General features: G+C 62.9%; 16 protein-coding genes. 7 read left to right on the top strand and 9 right to left on the bottom strand.

Translation table 11 applies throughout. The features are described 5' to 3' along the window. Positions 1–2: 2 nt before the first annotated feature. A complete protein-coding gene (locus tag J3P84_RS08845; RefSeq protein ID WP_434629432.1) occupies positions 3–608 on the bottom strand; it encodes an arylesterase in 606 nt (201 codons plus the stop codon). Between the two features lie 10 nt (positions 609–618). Between J3P84_RS08845 and J3P84_RS08840 the strand changes: the two genes are divergently transcribed. Genes J3P84_RS08840 through greB form a run of 3 tightly spaced genes read left to right on the top strand, consistent with a single transcriptional unit; the run spans position 619 to position 4,338 of the window. Beyond that, a complete protein-coding gene (locus tag J3P84_RS08840) occupies positions 619–1,302 on the top strand; it encodes an ABC transporter ATP-binding protein (protein ID WP_305499741.1) in 684 nt (227 codons plus the stop codon). Further along, positions 1,302–3,806, top strand: a complete 2,505-nt coding sequence (locus J3P84_RS08835; protein WP_434629427.1) for an ABC transporter permease — start codon at positions 1,302–1,304, stop codon at positions 3,804–3,806. The genes J3P84_RS08840 and J3P84_RS08835 overlap by 1 nt, the downstream gene beginning before the upstream one ends. Before the next feature lie 34 nt (positions 3,807–3,840). After that, the gene (gene greB / locus J3P84_RS08830) at positions 3,841–4,338 is read left to right on the top strand and encodes a transcription elongation factor GreB (protein ID WP_434572793.1); all 498 of its coding nucleotides are present in this window, start codon (positions 3,841–3,843) and stop codon (positions 4,336–4,338) included. A gap of 11 nt (positions 4,339–4,349) precedes the next feature. Here greB and J3P84_RS08825 read toward each other — a convergent pair whose 3' ends face one another. From J3P84_RS08825 to J3P84_RS08815, 3 genes are all read right to left on the bottom strand, one after another. Continuing rightward, the gene (locus J3P84_RS08825; protein WP_434629424.1) at positions 4,350–4,658 is read right to left on the bottom strand and encodes a class I SAM-dependent methyltransferase; all 309 of its coding nucleotides are present in this window, start codon (positions 4,656–4,658) and stop codon (positions 4,350–4,352) included. 250 nt (positions 4,659–4,908) lie between these two features. Continuing rightward, positions 4,909–5,343, bottom strand: a complete 435-nt coding sequence (locus J3P84_RS08820; RefSeq protein ID WP_434629421.1) for a DoxX family protein — start codon at positions 5,341–5,343, stop codon at positions 4,909–4,911. 89 nt (positions 5,344–5,432) lie between these two features. Then, the gene (locus tag J3P84_RS08815; RefSeq protein WP_434629418.1) at positions 5,433–6,866 is read right to left on the bottom strand and encodes a transglycosylase SLT domain-containing protein; all 1,434 of its coding nucleotides are present in this window, start codon (positions 6,864–6,866) and stop codon (positions 5,433–5,435) included. Between the two features lie 235 nt (positions 6,867–7,101). Here J3P84_RS08815 and J3P84_RS08810 point away from each other — a divergent pair, with 235 nt between their 5' ends. The 3 genes from J3P84_RS08810 to J3P84_RS08800 all read left to right on the top strand — a co-directional run bounded on the left by J3P84_RS08810 (position 7,102) and on the right by J3P84_RS08800 (position 9,985). Beyond that, positions 7,102–7,908 carry a TatD family hydrolase gene (locus tag J3P84_RS08810; protein ID WP_434629415.1) on the top strand — a complete coding sequence of 269 codons (807 nt, stop codon included), beginning with the start codon at positions 7,102–7,104 and terminating at the stop codon, positions 7,906–7,908. A gap of 209 nt (positions 7,909–8,117) precedes the next feature. Beyond that, positions 8,118–9,335 (top strand): methyl-accepting chemotaxis protein, encoded by a 1,218-nt coding sequence (locus J3P84_RS08805; RefSeq protein WP_434629412.1) that lies wholly within the window; start codon positions 8,118–8,120, stop codon positions 9,333–9,335. 287 nt (positions 9,336–9,622) lie between these two features. Beyond that, positions 9,623–9,985 (top strand): Mpo1-like protein, encoded by a 363-nt coding sequence (locus J3P84_RS08800; RefSeq protein ID WP_305499732.1) that lies wholly within the window; start codon positions 9,623–9,625, stop codon positions 9,983–9,985. 14 nt (positions 9,986–9,999) lie between these two features. Here J3P84_RS08800 and J3P84_RS08795 read toward each other — a convergent pair whose 3' ends face one another. The 3 genes from J3P84_RS08795 to J3P84_RS08785 all read right to left on the bottom strand — a co-directional run bounded on the left by J3P84_RS08795 (position 10,000) and on the right by J3P84_RS08785 (position 12,174). Then, entirely contained in the window at positions 10,000–10,797 is a 798-nt protein-coding gene (locus J3P84_RS08795) for an acyl-CoA thioesterase (RefSeq protein WP_434629409.1), read from the bottom strand. Positions 10,798–11,014: 217 nt separating this feature from the next. Further along, positions 11,015–11,788 carry a CHAD domain-containing protein gene (locus J3P84_RS08790; RefSeq protein WP_434629406.1) on the bottom strand — a complete coding sequence of 258 codons (774 nt, stop codon included), beginning with the start codon at positions 11,786–11,788 and terminating at the stop codon, positions 11,015–11,017. Positions 11,789–11,883: 95 nt separating this feature from the next. Further along, on the bottom strand, positions 11,884–12,174 hold the full coding sequence (locus tag J3P84_RS08785; RefSeq protein WP_014337256.1) for a hypothetical protein: 291 nt from the start codon (positions 12,172–12,174) through the stop codon (positions 11,884–11,886). A 207-nt stretch (positions 12,175–12,381) separates the two neighbouring features. Between J3P84_RS08785 and J3P84_RS08780 the strand changes: the two genes are divergently transcribed. Further along, on the top strand, positions 12,382–13,419 hold the full coding sequence (locus J3P84_RS08780) for a patatin-like phospholipase family protein (RefSeq protein WP_305499728.1): 1,038 nt from the start codon (positions 12,382–12,384) through the stop codon (positions 13,417–13,419). 113 nt (positions 13,420–13,532) lie between these two features. Here J3P84_RS08780 and J3P84_RS08775 read toward each other — a convergent pair whose 3' ends face one another. Further along, positions 13,533–14,231: a response regulator gene (locus tag J3P84_RS08775; RefSeq protein WP_434629402.1), complete on the bottom strand. Its 699-nt coding sequence runs from the start codon at positions 14,229–14,231 to the stop codon at positions 13,533–13,535. A gap of 48 nt (positions 14,232–14,279) precedes the next feature. Beyond that, positions 14,280–16,931 (bottom strand): DUF4118 domain-containing protein, encoded by a 2,652-nt coding sequence (locus J3P84_RS08770; RefSeq protein ID WP_434629399.1) that lies wholly within the window; start codon positions 16,929–16,931, stop codon positions 14,280–14,282. Positions 16,932–16,957 lie beyond the last annotated feature (26 nt).

Here is a 16,957-nt window from a genome sequence, read left to right as displayed (position 1 = left end):
CGTCAAAGCAGCGGTTTCAGCGTCGGCCAGACATTTTCCAGCAACTTGCCCTGGGCCGCGACGGACGGGTGCAATCCGTCGCCCTGCATCATTCCCTGAACGCCGCCGACATCCTTGAGGAAAAACGGCACCAGCGGGACGTTTTTCTCCTCGGCCAAGGTGCTGTAGACCTTCGAGAAAGCCTCGGTGTAGCGTCGCCCATAGTTCGGCGGCAACTGCATGCCCAGCAAAAGCACCTTGGCACCGCTGGCGCGGGAGCTGTCGATCATCGCTGCAAGGTTTTGTTGCAATTGTGTTGGCGGCTGTCCACGCAGGCCATCGTTGCCTCCCAACTCCAGGACCACCAGCTCCGGCTTATGGGCTGCAAGCAGCGTCGGCAGGCGCGCCAGGCCGCCTGCGCTGGTGTCGCCACTGATCGATGCATTGACCACTTTATCGTCGAAACCCTCGGCCTTGAGCCGTTGTTCCAGCAACGACACCCAGCCTTGGCGGGTATCCAGGCCGAAAGCCGCGCTGATACTATCGCCAACGATCAGGACTGTACCCGCCGCTGCGTTCTGGACCATGCACATCAAGGCCAGGCCGGCACTCAAAAACCACACTCGCATCGGATTCTCCATGGGCTCAAGCATTCTCACCGCGAAGGACCTTAGCAAAGTGGTTCCCAGCGCGGAAGGTGAACTGACCATCCTGCACGAACTCAGCCTGGAACTGAACAAGGGCGACAGCCTGGCCATCGTCGGCGCGTCCGGTTCCGGCAAATCCACGCTCCTTGGGCTGCTGGCCGGCCTCGACTTGCCCAGCAGCGGTGAAGTGACCCTCGCAGGCCAAGCCCTCAGCGCACTGGACGAAGACCAGCGCGCCCGGGTTCGCGCCGAACACGTCGGTTTCGTTTTCCAGTCGTTCCAACTGCTCGACAGCCTCAACGCGCTGGAGAACGTCATGCTGCCGCTGGAACTGGACGGCCGCAAGGATGCCCGGGAACGCGCTACACAACTGCTGCAACGGGTCGGCCTCGGCCAACGGCTGACGCATTCGCCACGCCAGCTCTCGGGCGGCGAACAACAACGCGTCGCGATTGCCCGCGCCTTTGCCGCCGAGCCCGACGTGCTGTTCGCCGATGAACCGACCGGCAACCTCGACAGCCACACCGGCGAACGCATCAGCGATCTGCTGTTCGAGCTGAACAAGGAACGCGGCACCACCCTGGTGCTGGTGACCCATGACGAACGCCTGGCCCATCGCTGCCGGCGCCTGATCCGACTTGAAGCCGGCCTGATGGTCGCGCCCCTGGAGCCTTGATGGCACGCTTGCCCCTGTTGCGCCTGTTCAGCCTTGCCCTGCGCCAGTTGCTGCGCGATGCCCGCGCCGGCGAGTTGCGCGTGCTGTTCTTCGCCCTGCTGGTGGCCGTGGCGGCGAGCACCGCCATCGGTTACTTCGGCGCCCGCCTGAATGGCGCGATGATGATGCGCGCGACCGAATTTCTCGGCGCCGACCTGCTGCTCGAGGGCAGCTCCCCTGCCCGCCCGGAGCAGATCCGCAGCGGCACCGAACTGGGCCTGGAACATGCCCGGGTGGTGGAGTTCTCCAGCGTTGTCGCCACCGACAACGGTATCCAGCTGTCCAGCGTCAAGGCAGCCGATGACATCTATCCCTTGCGCGGGGAACTGAAAAGCGCCCCGGCGCCCTTCGCTCCGGAAGAGACCGGTGGACGACCAGCCCCCGGGGAGGCCTGGGTCGAAGCACGGCTGCTGACCGCGCTGGACCTGAAGATCGGTGACAGCATCGATGTCGGCAACAAGACCGTTCGCCTGAGCCGCGTGCTGACTTATGAGCCGGACCGCGCCGGTAATTTCTACAGCCTGACCCCGCGCGTCATGATCAACCTCAAGGACCTGGACGCCACGGGCGTGGTGCAACCCGGCAGCCGGGTCAGCTATCGCGACCTGTGGCGCGGCCCGGCGTCGGCGCTGCAAACCTATCGCGACCTGGTCAAGCCAGGTCTTGAGCCGAACCAGCGCCTGCAGGACGCTCGCGACGGCAATCGCCAGATCGGCGGCGCCTTGGGCAAGGCCGAGCGCTACCTGAACATGGCCAGCCTGGTGGCGGTGCTGCTGTCCGGCGTTGCCGTGGCCCTCTCCGCCAACCGTTTCGCCACTCGACGCTTCGATGCCAGTGCATTGCTGCGCTGCCTTGGCCTGTCGCGCCGGGAAACCATGGTGCTGTTCAGCCTGCAACTGGCCGTGCTGGGCCTGTTGGCGAGCATCAGCGGTGCGCTGCTGGGCTGGGTGGCCCAGTTGGGATTGTTTGCCTTGCTGCATGACTTGCTACCCACCGCCGTCCCCCCGGGTGGCCTGTTGCCGGCGGTCGCCGGGATCGGCACCGGGCTGGTGGCACTGGCGGGTTTTGCCTTGCCGCCGCTCGCCGCACTGGGCCGGGTCCCACCGTTGCGCGTGCTGCGTCGGGACATGTTGCCGATTCCCTCCAGTAGCTGGGTGGTCTACGGTGCGGCCCTCGGTGCGCTCGGGCTGATCATGTGGCGCCTGAGCCTGGACCTGGTGCTGACTTTCGCGCTGCTCGGTGGTGGGGTGATTGCCGCACTGGTGCTCGGCGGACTGCTGTTGCTGGTGCTGCAGAGCCTGCGCCGGATGCTGGCCCGGGCCTCGCTGCCCTGGCGGTTGGGACTCGGTCAGCTGTTGCGCCATCCCTTGGCGGCAGCCGGGCAAGCCCTGGCGTTTGGCCTGATCCTGTTGTCCATGGCCTTGATCGCGCTGCTGCGCGGCGAGTTGCTGGACACCTGGCAAAACCAGTTGCCAAAAAACGCCCCGAACTATTTCGCCTTGAACATCCTGCCCAACGACAAGCAGGCCTTCACCGACAAGCTGATGGCGTTGTCGGCGCAGTCGGCCCCGCTCTACCCGGTGGTACCGGGACGGCTGATCAGCATCAACGGCGAGCCGGCCAAGGAGTTCGTCACCAAGGATTCGGCCGGTGACCGTGCGCTGCAACGCGACTTGAGCCTGACCTGGGCGGCGGAGCTGCCGGCGGGCAACGTCGTCACGGCCGGGAACTGGTGGCCGCAACAGCCACCGGACGATATCCCGGGGGTTTCGGTGGAAGGCAAGGTGGCCGAGAACCTCAAGATCAAACTGGGCGACCGCCTGGTGTTCAACGTCGGCGGCCTCAACCGGGAAGCCAAGGTCACCAGCCTGCGGGAAATCAACTGGGACAATTTCCAGCCGAACTTCTTCATGATTTTCCAGCCCGGTACGCTGAAGGACCTGCCGGCGACCTACCTCACCAGCTTTTATCTGGCTCCCGGCCATGACCAGCAGATCGTCGACCTGTCCCGCGCCTTCCCGGCCGTGACGATCCTGCAAGTCGAGGCGTTGCTCGAACAACTGCGCAGCATCCTGGCCCAGGTGACCCTGGCCGTGGAATACGTATTGCTGTTTGTGCTGGCGGCGGGGATGGCGGTGCTGTTCTCCGGCTTGCAGGCCACCCTCGACGAAAGGATCCGCCAAGGCGCGCTGCTGCGTGCCCTGGGCGCCGAGCGGTTGCTGTTGACCAAGGCCCGGCGCATCGAATTCGGCCTGTTGGGTGCGGTCAGCGGTTTGCTCGCGGCGCTGGGTTCGGAACTGGTCAGCCTGGTGCTCTACCGTTACGCCTTCGACTTGCCGTGGCATCCGCATCCATGGCTGCTGGTATTGCCGCTGGTGGGCGCGTTGCTGATCGGTGCGGCGGGCGTATTTGGCACTCGCCGGGCGCTCAACGCCAGCCCACTGACAGTGTTGCGCGAGGGTTGATAGACTTCGGGCCTCGCCATCACCAGAAGTTGCCATGAGCCGCTATCGTCCACCCCGTACCGCCGGCACCGCGCTGATCACCCCCGAGGGTGAAGCGCGGATGCGCGCTGAACTCCACGAACTGTGGCATGTCCGCCGCCCCCAGGTGACCCAGTCGGTCAGCGAAGCGGCGGCCCAGGGTGATCGCTCGGAAAATGCCGAATACACCTACGGCAAGAAGATGCTGAGGGAAATCGACAGTCGCGTGCGTTTCCTCACCAAACGCCTCGAAGCACTCAAGGTCGTCAGCGAAAAACCCAGTGACCCGAACAAGGTGTATTTCGGCGCCTGGGTCACCGTTGAGGATGAGGACGGCAAGGAATCGCGCTATCGCATCGTCGGGCCTGACGAGCTGGACCTGAAGCAGAACCTGATCAGTATCGACTCGCCCCTGGCCCGCGCCCTGATTGGCAAGACGCTGGACGCTGAAGTCAGGGTCCAGGCGCCAACCGGAGAAAAGCTCGTCTACATCGTCGATATCAGCTATCCGTAGCCCGACTCGCCTCAACGGCGAGTGATCAGCCCCTGCCGTGCAACACGGGTCAAGTGCCGGATCATTTCGGCAGCGTCCGCCGCCGTCGGTGACTGGATTACCGCCAGGTCGAAACTGTCATCGGCGAAACGCGCCAGCGACTCACCGTCTTCGACAAACTGGATCAGGAAGGCCGCGGGGCCATGGCTGCGTCGCGGCCAGCCGTCGAGATAACGCAACAGCGTAGGCTGATGGGTACCGCCCAGGAGAATTTTCGGATTGCGTTGCAGCAGGTTCGCCGTGATCGGCGCCAGACGTACGAGGGGGCTGGGTGCGTTCATTGTGTCGTGTCTCTGCCTCAAAAGTCTGCATGGCAGGTGAGAGGCAACACCGAACCAGCGCTTTAGCGGTATTTCGAAGCCTTGTTTCACGGCTTCTGTCGGTGACTGGATGAGTCACCTGGCGCCCCGCAAGTAGCTGTTTAAATCGGCGCATGAGCGGCATCCTAGAGAAGCTGACTGGCCAGTGTCAAGAATCGACGCGCACAAAAAAGGCCCGTACTGGACGGGCCTTGTTGTCTTGAGCAAGTTATCAACGGGCGATGGCGTTATCCGCCGACAGCTTGCCTGCACCTTCGATCAACACCGCGATACTGCCGGCCAGCAAGGCCAGGGCAAACTCATAACCGTTGTTGGCCATGAACAGACCGTTGCCGATGTGCACGGAGAAAATCGCCACCAGTGACAGGAAGGCCAGACCCAAAGCCGCCGGGCGCGTCAGCAGGCCGATGATCAAGGCCAGCCCGGCGAAAAACTCGGTGCCACCGGCCAGGGTTGCCATCAGGTAGCCAGGCGTCAGGCCGATGCTGTCCATCCATTGCGCCGTGCCCGCCAACCCATAACCGCCAAACAGCCCGAACAGTTTCTGCGAGCCATGGGCGGCAAAAATGACCCCGACGACGATGCGCAGGACAGTCAGGCCGTAGCCGGCGCGGGAAAACAGAACCTTGTTGATGAAAGTGCTCATGAGGTGCATTCCTTGGGAGATGTGTGTGTTGGGCGCCATATTAATCAAATAATCTCGAGTAAAAAGCGCAAAAAACCCACCAAACCAATCTATAAATTAGATGATTTAGTCGAAGCCACTTTCCGCTCTTGCGGCTCTAGGGATTCACGCTCTCGATCAAACGCCAGGTAATACTTGTTCACGCTGTTAACGTAGCTGACGGCGCCCATTCCCACCTGCTCCATGGCTATTCGCTCGACCTGGAAAAACCACTGGTCAGGGTTCAAGCCTCGCCGCCGGGCCTCGGCACGCATGCCTTGGACGCGCTCTGGTCCCATGTTGTACGCAGCCAGGACAAACGCCATGCGTTCGCGCTCGTTGAGCTTGGGGCTGGAGAAGAATTTGCGGCGGATCATGGCCAGGTATTTGGCGCCGGCCTGCACATTGGCATCCAGGTCCTGGATGTTGTTGACCCCGACCCGCTGGGCCGCGGACGGCGTGATCTGCATCAGGCCGGTGGGGCCGCTGCCGCTGCGCGCGTTGGGTTGCAAGGCTGATTCCTTGAACGCCAGGGCCGCCAGGTTGAGCCAGTCCATGCCTTGGGCCTGGGCATGTTTTTGCAGCACCGGCCGAAGTTTTTCCAGGCGTTGGCGATTGGCCCGGGCCAGCGGGTAGTGAACCTGGTACAAGCGTCGGTAGATACGCAGGAATGCGGCGTCCTGGTTGTCGGGGACTTTATAGGTGGTGAGGAATCGATCAATGCTCGCCCGCAGCATGGCGGCGTCGCGGCGGACGAACCAATATTCATCACTCGGCTCGCCGATGAGCACCTGGCGGTCGAAACGCAACTTGGGCAGGATCTTGCCCCAGCGTTCGGCGATGGGTTGTTCGACGATGGTCAAGTGGAAGATCCCACCCTGGACCATCTCCAACACATCCTCCACCGCCAGGGTGGGATCGACCCATTCGATTTTCACCGGCGGCAACTTGAGCAACGCCAGCTTCTGGTTGATCTGGCTGACCGCATCCCCCGCCGCACTGCCGTTGGGCAGCGCCAGGGTCTTGCCAGACAATTGCTCCACGCGCGAATAACGCTTTTCGCCCTTGATCCCCACCAGCAGCAACGGCACATCGGTGCGTATCGGCTCACTGGCGCTCACCGCATGGCCGGCTTGCGGCTCAAGCAATTCGCCTGGCGCCACCAGATCCCCTTCCCCGCGCTGCAGTGCGCCGAGCAATTGATCCTTGGCCTTGGGAATGATTTTGAGGGTGATTTCCTGGCCATCCCGGGCATGACCATTGAGGTACTGTTCGAAGGCCCGCAAGCGATGGTATTCGACGCCGATGGGCTGACCCTGGACTTCACCGGAGCTGTTGCGGCTCTGGTTGACCAGCACCTTCAGTACCCGGCTGCTGCGGATCTGCGCCAGATCACGCACGGTGCCCGGCGCCACCACTTGCAACGGTCCGGGCAGGCGTGCTTCGGCCGCCATTGGCAACAGCAGCGAACAACACAGCAGTAGCAATACCTGGGGACGAACCATCCACACTCCGGAAGAATGTTGCCGAGCCAACCCGGTGGCAAACCGTGGTTGATTCGGCAAAACAGAGCACCGTGGGGCGCTGAAAAGTGCGAAAGACTGGCACAGCGATGGCATTGATACCACCCCGACCTGTCTCGTGGCCTCAACAGACAGCCGCAACTCATTGTAGTTCTTGGCTTTTTTTATAAATCTACAGCTCTGGTATGCTTTCCGGCCTTTGGGCCGAGGTAGCACCATGCAACTCATCGATATCGGCGTCAACCTGACCAACCCCAGTTTCGCCGAAAAACACCAGGCGGTGCTTGAGCGCGCCTATGCCGCCGGGGTCTGCCAGTTGGTGCTGACCGGCACCAGCATCGAGGGCAGCGAACAGGCCTTCGAACTATGCCAGCAGCTCGACGAGGACGGGACGCGACTGTTTTCCACCGCCGGCATCCACCCCCACAGCGCCAGCGACTGGACAGCTGACAGCGCCAGGCATTTGCACGAGTTGCTCAAGCAGGACCGTGTGCGCGCGGTGGGTGAATGCGGGTTGGATTTCAATCGTGATTTTTCTCCTCGCCCGCTGCAGGAAAAAGTCCTCGAAGAACACCTCGCGCTCGCCTTGGAGTTGCAAATGCCGGTGTTTCTCCATGAGCGCGACGCCGACCAGCGACTGCTGGAGATTCTTCGGGACTTTCGCGACCGATTGCCCGCCGCTGTGGTGCATTGTTTTACCGGTGAGAAAAAAGCGCTGTTCAGTTACCTGGACTTGGACTTGCACATCGGCATTACCGGGTGGATCTGCGATGAGCGCCGAGGCACACATCTGCATCCGTTGGTGCGGGAAATTCCCCGCGGCCGGCTCATGCTCGAAAGCGACGCCCCGTATCTGCTGCCCCGCACCCTGCGCCCAAAGCCCAAGAACGGTCGTAATGAGCCGGCCTATCTGACAGACGTATTGCGTGAAGTCGCCTTGCACCGGGGCGAAAGCGAGGAAGACCTGGCGGCCCACAGCACGGCGTGTGCGCGGGCGTTTTTCGGCTTGCCGGTGATTTCCTGACCGGAATGGGCCCCTGTGGGAGCGAGCCTGCTCGCGAAAGCGGTCTGTCAGTCAGATTATCTGCAGTAGATCGATCGCCTTCGCGAGCAGGCTCGCTCCTACAAGGGTTCCCTGGTATCCATTGACCCACATCAAAACCCCGCCCCCTGCATAGCAGCAGAATACTGGCACCTTGCCAAAACTGTTTCCGCTATCAGAGAAAACCTTCCATGGGTGCCTGGCTTAGCAATATCTCGCTGAAGTACAAATTCTGGGCGGTCAATGCGGTCGCCTTTGTCACCACATTGCTGTTGGTGCTTTATGCCATGCACCTTGAACAGCAGGTCCGAGGGGTCAGCCTGGGCCAGGTGTTCGGCGAACGCTTCAGTCAATATGCCGTGGCAGTATTCGTGCTGATGCTGGCGATGTTGGGAGCATCGCAGCTATTGATCCGCTTTCTTCTCAGTCAGCTCAACACGTTGAAAGACGTGATGCTGCATGTGGAGAAAAGTGGTGACCTGTCCGCCCGCGTGCCTTTGGCCTGCAAGGACGAAGTGGGCCAGATGGCCGCTGCGTTCAATGCCATGCAAGCTGGCTACCAGCGGGTGGTGGACACCGTTGCCAGCACTGCTCGACAGCTGGATAACGGTGCGACGCGCCTGGCTTCGAGCATGAACGATGTGCGCCAGGGCATGCTCGGCCAGCAGAGCGAAACGGATCAGGCCGCCACGGCCATCAATGAGATGACCGCCACGGTCTATCACATCGCCCAGCACGCCGGCGCCACCCGCGACCTGTCGAAAACCACGGATATCCTGGCGGGTAACGGACGGCAAGTGGTCAGTCGCGTGCAGCAATCGATCACCGGGCTGTCCACTGGCGTGCAGCAGACCGCCGAAATGATCCAGCGCCTGGCCGAAGACAGCCAGAAGATCAACGGTGTGGTCAACGTGATCCACAGCATCGCCGAGCAGACCAACCTGCTGGCACTCAACGCCGCCATCGAAGCGGCGCGAGCCGGCGAAATGGGCCGGGGTTTCGCAGTCGTGGCCGATGAAGTCCGCAACCTCGCCAAGCGGGTCCAGACCTCGACCGACGAGATTACCGCCATGGTGTCGGCCTTGCAGGCAGGCACCCGCGATGCGGTGGAGTTCATGCAGCAAAGCTCGCACAAGGCTGACGACTGCGTGCAACAGGCTTGCGAGGCCGGCGACGCGTTGCTGCAGATCACCGAGGCGGTGGCGCAGATGCGCGAGAGCAACACGCAGATCGCGGTCGCAGCCGAACAGCAAAGCCAGGTGGCCGAAGACATGAACCGCGCCGTAGTGAGCATCCGCGACGTGACCGAAAATACCGTGCGCCAGACCGTGGATTCGGCCACCACCAGCGATGAGCTAGCGACGCTGGCGGGTGAGTTGAACAGGGCGATTGGGCAGTTGAAGCTGTAATTCCGGATCTGCTGCACAGCTCTTGTGGCGAGGGAGCTTGCTCCCGCTGGGCTGCGCAGCGGCCCCAGGATTTTACGGTCGCTGCGCAACCGAGCGGGAGCAAGCTCCCTCGCCACAAGAGCGGGTTCTTCTCACGAAGGAAGCCTTTATCATCAGGGCTGGCCTCATCCCAACAGCCATATGCCTATGACGCCTATCGTTACGATAGCCAACCGTGATTCGCCGCCCTGCCTGGCCCGGCCTATTCTTGGGTTATTCGGATTTCACGGACTCAAGGACAAAGCATCATGGGCAAACGTCACCCCAACCTTCCGGCCTGGCAATGGCGCGCCTATCCCGAGAATCACCGCCACCCGACCAACCTGGTGTTGCATCTGATCGCGGTGCCGCTGTTCATTGTCGCGTTTCTGTTGATCGTATCGGGCGTCTTCAGCCTGAGCCTGGGCGATGTCGCCATCGGCGTGATCGGTGTACTCGCCGCACTCGGATTGCAGCGCCACGGCCACGGTCTCGAGGCGCAGGCCTCAGAACCTTTCAGCGATCGCAAGGACGCCATGTCGCGCCTGCTGGTGGAACAGTTCCTGACCTTCCCACGCTTTTTCCTCAGCGGCGGATGGTGGCGGGCCTGGCGGGATCGCCACCGTCACTGAATCGCCGTAACGCCTTAGCCGAAAATCGTCACCGTCTGCCGGCTCATGGCGATCAAGCGGCCATCGGCGCTCCAGAACTTCGCCGCGACATGGCCATACCCATCCTGGGCATGCTCGATCTCGGCCAGGTACTGGCACCAATCCAATGTCGTGAGCTCAAGCAATGGCTGGACGAACTCGATGGTCCAGGTCAGCGTGCTGCCCGGTGCCATTTGCGTCAGGTGAGGCAACAACGCCGGCGGCCAGGCGTCCACCAACGCCAGGATATGGCCTTCGTCCAGCGCCTCCTCTTTCACATCACCACGCAAGCGCACCCAGCCGCCCATGCTTCGGGATTTGTTACCGGAAAACGGCAGGCCGCCGACGCTCCAGCGCATCGCCAGATGCCGCATGAATTCCGGTGTCCCGCCTTTGATGTAGGGCAATTCCTGGCATTGCTCGACGTCCTTGAACGGCGGCGCGGGATCAGCCTGTACCGCCACCACCGAGGTTCGCGATGCGCCAAAGCTGCCTTGCACCACAGTCACCACCTGGCCTTTCTGCACAGCGCGCCCCAGCACCTGGCTGACAGCCTTGCCCTCACGCAATATATCAACCTCGAAACTGACCGGGACATCCGGTTCGACCGGGCCGACAAAGGTGATCGCCAGCGAGCGCACCGGGCGATCGGCCGGAACCCGGGCACGCATCGCCTCGTATTGCAGCGCCGCCACCAGGCCGCCAAAACTGGCCCGGCCCTGACCCCACTCAGGTGGAATGGTGACGGCGCCTGGCTGATGACGCACGGCATCGATCAAATCGGAAAAGCGCATGGCAACCTCGAAGAGATGGGAAACGATGATGGATATTAACTATCCAAAGCGGGCAGTACAGCGCTCATTCCGGCCAAAGAGGCTGACAGAAAAGCCGTGTGTTCTGAATACTCCTCAATTCCCTGTGGGAGCGAGCTTGCTCGCGATGACGGTGGGTCAGTTTGCGTAAGGATTGACTGATACACCGCTATCACGAGCAAGCTCGCTCCCACAGGGGTTACGGGTAGATTCCGGACTTATCGAAGCAGCTGACGAGGAGTTTTTCGAGTACCCGGTCGGACTTGGCCTCGGCCTTTTCCATGGTGATCCGCCAAACCGGTACGCAGGCCCGCAAGTCGGCTTCCTGCTCGGCACGCGCCAGCCATTGCCAGCAATCATGCCAATCGCCCAACGCGCCTTGGGCGGCCTTGAGTCGGGGCATGGCCGCTTCCGGCAAGCGGTCGAGTTCGGGATAGGCTTCGATGGCATAACGCACGCGCTTGATCAGCAGGCGCAGTCGGTGGCGGTCGTGAGCCGGATCGCGCAAGGCCTCGCCGAGCTTTTTCCATTGTTTGTCGAGGCGCTTTTCGACACGTTTGCGCAACCCTGCAAGCAGACCCTGGCGCTGGGCAGCGCGGATGAAGCGTGGGAACGCATCGAGGATCATCAGCAAATGCGCCAACTCCGGACTGCTGGCCACGGCGGGATAGGCCTCGGCCATTTGCAGCTGGCGTCGCTGCGCGGCCTCGGTCTTGCCGTGCTGCTGAAGATAAGCTGCCAGCACCTCACGGTCGCGCAAGGGTGTGGTCAGGCTGCCAACTGCCGAAGCGGCTGTTTCCAACTGCTCGACGCCGGGCAATCCGCGCAACGGACGAAGCAGGCTGCGCAAACGGCGAACGGTGGTCCGCAGGTCGTGCAAAGCTTCGCTGTCGGTATGGGCATTCAAGCGGGCCTGACAGGCCAGCAGGCGGACTTCCAGGCCCAGAATACGGGCCACCAGCCGATCAATCATCGGGCGTACTCCGTACGCAGCTTCGAGTTTCGAGCCACAAGCCGCAAGAAAAAGCAGTTTCGCTTCTGCTTACAGCTTGCAGCTCGCCGCTGTGTTTATCGCCCCGCGCGGGATTCGCGAATGTAGAAACGCGCCTTCTCGGCTTTCTTGGCGCAGCCCTCGAAAGCTTCGAATTGCTGCTGGGTCTTGGCCCCGGTCAGCAATGAAAGAGCCTTGGAGTAGCTGACGGTGCCAGCGAAGCCTTCGGCCTTGGCCAGGTCAAGTTCGCGCCACGCGCTGTCGAGCTGGCTGCCGCAACTGTCGCGGTAAGCGGTCTTGCCGGCACAACCGGCCAAGGCCAGAACCATCAGGGACGCCACCAGGGGCAGGCAGATCCGGGCTTTCATCGATAACACCTCAAGTCAGGTCAACAGTCGTGCTGGTAAGACGGTTTCGCCGGCAAAAAGTGCCTCGGCGCGGCCGCTATATTCAAGTGGGCACGAGCATACGCAAATGCTGCTGCGACGTGTCAAAAAACGACGCCTGCGCTACAGCGATTGAGCCGGCCCGTCGATGAGTGCATTGTTGAGCTCTGTTCTACAAGAGGCCTGCTCATGACAAAACGTGTCGCATTGGTATTGGGCTCGGGCGGCGCCCGGGGCTATGCCCATATCGGAGTGATCGAGGAAATCGAACGACGCGGCTATGACATCGCCTGTATCGCCGGTTGTTCCATGGGGGCGGTCGTAGGCGGGATCTACGCGGCGGGCAAACTCGAAGACTACCGCAACTGGATCGAAAGCCTCGACTACCTGGATGTGCTCCGGCTGGTGGATGTCAGCTTTCGCCTCGGGGCCATTCGCGGCGAAAAAGTCTTCGGGCAGATCCGCAAGATCGTCGGCGAGCTCAATATCGAAGACCTGCGCATTCCTTACACGGCGGTAGCCACCGACCTGACCAACCAGCAGGAAATCTGGTTCCAGGAAGGTTGCCTGCACCAGGCGATGCGCGCCTCGGCGGCGATTCCCAGCCTGTTCACCCCGGTGATGCAAGGCAACCGCATGCTGGTGGATGGCGGCTTGCTCAATCCGCTGCCGATCGTGCCGGTGGTGTCGAGCCATTGCGACCTGATCATCGCGGTCAACCTCAACGCCACCAACCAGAAACAATACCGGTTGCCTGTGATCCAGCGCCCCGCCGCGTTCCGGCGGCGCTTCGACACCTTGGTCAGTTCCCTCGGTTCACGGTTGCCGTTTCGCCGCAAACAAGCCGAGCAACTGTTGCTGTTGGAACAGGAAGCGCTGAAGGCCGAGGCGGCCGATATCAACCCATGGCTCGATTCGGCCGAGCCGGAAGGCCAGCAACCGGCCGCCGCGCCCGAAATCGAAGGCGCGCCGAAATCCGCCACCGGATCTTTCATCATCGATAACGTCGGACCGGCCTCGTTGCTCGATCTGATCAACCAGAGCTTCGAGGTGATGCAGACGTCGCTGGCCCAATACAAGATCGCCGGCTACCCGCCGGATGTGCTGATCAACGTGCCAAAACGGGTGTGCCGATTCTTCGAGTTCTACAAGGCACCGGAGCTGATCGCGCTGGGACGGGAGATAGCCAGCGATACGCTGGATCGGTATGAGAGCGAGCAGAGCTGAAGGCTTCGAGTGACTGTTTCGGCCCCTTCGCGAGCAGGCTCGCTCCCACAATGAAATGCGCTCAAGTGTGGGAGCGAGCCTGCTCGCGAAGAGGCCAGCCAGGCAGGACAAGACTAAAACCCACCCTCCTCCAACAACCGATACCCCACGCCCGCCTCAGTCACGATGAACCGCGGCCGAGTCGGGTCGTCGGCGAGTTTCTGCCGCAGGTGACCGATGACGATGCGCAGGTAATGGCTGTCTTCGACGTGGGTCGGGCCCCAGATGTCCTTGAGCAATTGTTGCTGGGTGATGACCCGCCCTGGATGCCGCGCCAGTTGCGCCAGCACCGCGTATTCCTTGCGGGTCAGGGCCACTTCGGCGCCGTCCAGCAGGACCCGGCGGTAAGCCAGGTCGACCGTCAGCGGGCCGAACGTCAATGCCGCCGACGGTGCCTCGCCCGCTGGCGCCTGGCGCAGGAGCGCGCGCACCCGGGCGAGGAACTCCTGGATGCCGAAAGGCTTGGTCACGTAGTCATTCGCACCGTTGTCCAGCGCCTCGACCTTCTGTGCTTCGCTGGCGCGTACTGACAGGACCAGCACCGGCACGGCAGACCATTGGCGAAACTCGCGCAGTACCTGCTGGCCGTCCATGTCCGGCAGGCCAAGGTCGAGCACCAGAAGATCAGGCTTGTTCAACGCCGCCTGGGCCAGGCCCGCTGCGCCGGTCTCGGCTTCGAGCACCTTGTAGCCTTGCGAGGTCAGGCTGATCCGCAGGAACTTGCGGATCTGCGGTTCGTCATCGATGACCAAAAGGGTCGCGTTCTGGCTCATGGGGTCCGTTCATTTCCATCAAGTGGCGAGAGCATAACGCAGCGCCAGTCAGGCTTCATCGTCCATGCCCGGTTGTGCCTGCAAGGGCAGGTGCAAGGTGATGCAGGTGCCGCGCCCATCGAGCCCCTCGTCGACGCTGATCCGCCCGCCATGGGCGCCGACCATGCCCTGACAGATCGCCAGCCCCAGCCCGGTGCCCTGCCCGCCACGGTCGCCGCGCGCAGCGGTGTAGAACATGTCGAAGATTTTCTCACGCTCCGGCTCGGGAATTCCGGGCCCTTCATCGGCCACGGCGAAGCATATTTCATCGGTCGTCGCTGCGGCGCTCAACAGCAACCGACCATGGGCCGGCGAAAACCGCGCGGCGTTTTCCAGCACGTTGACCAGCGCCTGTTCGATCAGCGCCGCATGGACATACAACAGCGGCAAGCCGGTTGGCACCTCGATGCTGACCGCCAGTGGCGCCAGTACCGCCCGCAACCGGTTCAACGCACTGGCAACGATATCGGCCGGCGATACCCAATCGCGCGCCAGCTTCAGCGCACCGTGGCCGAGGCGGGTCATGTCGAGCAGGTTCTGGATATAACGATCCAGGCGCTCGGCTTCGTCGCGGGTGCCTTCGAGCAATTCGCGACGGTCCTGCAGCGGGATCGCCTCGCCCAGCGCCAGCAGGCTGTCGATGCTGCCGCGCATGGAAGTCAAGGGCGTGCGTAAATCATGGGAGACGGAGGCCAGCAAGGCGCTGCGCAATTGCTCGGTTTCGCCGTGCAGCCGCGCCGCTTCCAGGTCCTGCGCCAGCTGCGCCCGAGCCAGCGCCTGGGCCAGCGGCTGGCTGAGCGCCGCCAGCAAGCGGCGACGCTGACCGCTCAACGGCTTGCCGTCTTTCAGGCAGACTCCCAACAGGCCCAGCGGACCACCCTCAGACGACAAGGGCCACCACCACCAGCGCCCGGACGGCAGCGTCGCGGTGCCGGCGCCGGCCGGCTGATCGTGCTGCCAGGACCAGTCGGCGGCAGCGCGCTCGGCCTCGGTAAAGGTCAACGGTGCAACCGTCTCGACGTGCCAGCCGTGCTGTGCGTCGCGCTTGAGCAGGCACAGTTGCAGATCGCCCTCGCTGTTGAGGTGTTGCACGGCGGCGCTGATTACGGCCTGGCGATCGGTCGCGGCCGTCAGTTTGCGCGACAGATCCAGCAGCTCAGCGGTTTCCTGCTGGGTGTCGCGCAGCGCCTGCAATTGCCGACGCTGGCGCGCCGCGAGGTTGCCGGTCAGGGCGGCCATCAAGAGGAAAAACACCAGCGTCAGTACGTCTTCTTCGCGCTGGATCGTCAGGGAGAAATTCGGCGGGATGAACAGAAAGTCGTACGCCAGGAACGACAGCGCCGCACAGGCCAGCGCCGGGCCGAGGCTGCTGCGCACCGCCACCAGCAACACCGCCATCAGGAATACCAGGGAGATATTGGGCAACGCAAGCAACCCGGAAATTCCCCAGGCCAGGGCACTGGCGGCCAGCGTAGCGACCACCGCCAGCGCATAGTCGAACCCGGTCTGGACGGTGCCCGGACGCAGGCGGGGCGGCGGCGGTGCTTCATCGCCGTCCAGCACGTTGATCTCCAGCCCACGGGCATCGCGCAGCAATCGCGAAGCCAGGCCGCCGCCGAACAGGCGCCTGCGCAAACGCCGGCGGGACTGGCCGACCAACACCAACGTGGCACGCCGTTGCATCGCGTGCTGGATGAGCGTCCTGGCGACCTCTCCCGCCCGCAGCAGCACCACTTCCCCGCCAAGGCGTTCCGCCAGTTGCTGGGCGCTCTGCAGACGCTGGCGCGAGGACTCGTCCCGTGCCGTGCCGTTGTCTACATGCACCACGCTCCAGGGCAGATGCCGGCGCTGGGCGACCCGGCTGGCGTGGCGCACCAGCCGTTCGGCCTGGTGATCAGCGTCCACGCCCACCAGCAACCGGCCCTGGACCGCCGGAGCCGACTGGCCCAGTTGCCGATAACCCTGGGCCAGGTCGTTGTCCACTTGTGCGGCAGCGGTCTGCATGGCCAGCTCACGCAGGGCGGTGAGATTGGTCTGGGTGAAAAACGCATCGATCGCCGCGCGGGCCTGTTCCGGCACATAGACCTTGCCGTCGCGCAGACGCTCCAGCAGTTCGCGCGGTGGCAGGTCGATCAGCAGCAGCTCATCGGCTTCCTGCAAGACCCAGTCCGGCAAAGTCTCGCGCACCTGCACTCCGGTGATGCCACGAACCTGATCGTTGAGGCTTTCCAGATGCTGGACGTTGACCGTGGTGAAGACGTCGATACCGGCGGCGAGCAGTTCCTGGATGTCTTGCCAGCGCTTGGCATGGCGGCTGCCGGGGGCGTTGCTGTGGGCCAGCTCGTCCACCAGCGCCAGGCTCGGGCGAGCGGCAAGCAGGCCGTCGAGATCCATCTCCTCGAGCATCACGCCGCGGTATTCCGAACGCACCATCGGCTGTTGCGCCAGGCCATTCAACAAGGCTTCGGTCTCGGCGCGCCCGTGGGTCTCGACGACCGCGGCGATGACGTTTGTTCCTTGGCGCAACCGGGTATGGGCCGCTTGCAGCATGGCGTAGGTCTTGCCCACGCCTGGGGCGGCGCCGAGGAAAACCTTGAGGCGGCCACGGTCGTTGCGTGGCAGGTTGGCTAACAGTGCATCGGCGCGGCCGGAGTCGCTCATGCTGGGTCTCTTTCAGATTTGATCAA

This window comes from Pseudomonas sp. Z1-29 (assembly GCF_051131995.1).
In the GTDB taxonomy this organism is placed as follows: domain Bacteria; phylum Pseudomonadota; class Gammaproteobacteria; order Pseudomonadales; family Pseudomonadaceae; genus Aquipseudomonas.
The sequence above is the reverse complement of the archived record's forward strand: the minus strand, read 5'-3'. Positions and strand labels throughout refer to the sequence as shown.

What these genes read in the sequence shown, in the direction of transcription:
- J3P84_RS08835 (WP_434629427.1), top strand. Translation starts at nt 1,302, where the DNA reads ATGGCACGCTTGCCCCTGTTGCGCCTGTTCAGCCTTGCCCTGCGCCAG.
- greB (WP_434572793.1), top strand. Translation starts at nt 3,841, where the DNA reads ATGAGCCGCTATCGTCCACCCCGTACCGCCGGCACCGCGCTGATCACC.
- J3P84_RS08785 (WP_014337256.1), bottom strand. Translation starts at nt 12,174, where the DNA reads ATGAAAGCCCGGATCTGCCTGCCCCTGGTGGCGTCCCTGATGGTTCTG.
- J3P84_RS08825 (WP_434629424.1), bottom strand. Translation starts at nt 4,658, where the DNA reads ATGAACGCACCCAGCCCCCTCGTACGTCTGGCGCCGATCACGGCGAAC.
- J3P84_RS08790 (WP_434629406.1), bottom strand. Translation starts at nt 11,788, where the DNA reads ATGATTGATCGGCTGGTGGCCCGTATTCTGGGCCTGGAAGTCCGCCTG.
- J3P84_RS08805 (WP_434629412.1), top strand. Translation starts at nt 8,118, where the DNA reads ATGGGTGCCTGGCTTAGCAATATCTCGCTGAAGTACAAATTCTGGGCG.
- J3P84_RS08775 (WP_434629402.1), bottom strand. Translation starts at nt 14,231, where the DNA reads ATGAGCCAGAACGCGACCCTTTTGGTCATCGATGACGAACCGCAGATC.
- J3P84_RS08780 (WP_305499728.1), top strand. Translation starts at nt 12,382, where the DNA reads ATGACAAAACGTGTCGCATTGGTATTGGGCTCGGGCGGCGCCCGGGGC.
- J3P84_RS08800 (WP_305499732.1), top strand. Translation starts at nt 9,623, where the DNA reads ATGGGCAAACGTCACCCCAACCTTCCGGCCTGGCAATGGCGCGCCTAT.
- J3P84_RS08845 (WP_434629432.1), bottom strand. Translation starts at nt 608, where the DNA reads ATGCGAGTGTGGTTTTTGAGTGCCGGCCTGGCCTTGATGTGCATGGTC.
- J3P84_RS08820 (WP_434629421.1), bottom strand. Translation starts at nt 5,343, where the DNA reads ATGAGCACTTTCATCAACAAGGTTCTGTTTTCCCGCGCCGGCTACGGC.
- J3P84_RS08795 (WP_434629409.1), bottom strand. Translation starts at nt 10,797, where the DNA reads ATGCGCTTTTCCGATTTGATCGATGCCGTGCGTCATCAGCCAGGCGCC.
- J3P84_RS08770 (WP_434629399.1), bottom strand. Translation starts at nt 16,931, where the DNA reads ATGAGCGACTCCGGCCGCGCCGATGCACTGTTAGCCAACCTGCCACGC.
- J3P84_RS08815 (WP_434629418.1), bottom strand. Translation starts at nt 6,866, where the DNA reads ATGGTTCGTCCCCAGGTATTGCTACTGCTGTGTTGTTCGCTGCTGTTG.
- J3P84_RS08810 (WP_434629415.1), top strand. Translation starts at nt 7,102, where the DNA reads ATGCAACTCATCGATATCGGCGTCAACCTGACCAACCCCAGTTTCGCC.
- J3P84_RS08840 (WP_305499741.1), top strand. Translation starts at nt 619, where the DNA reads ATGGGCTCAAGCATTCTCACCGCGAAGGACCTTAGCAAAGTGGTTCCC.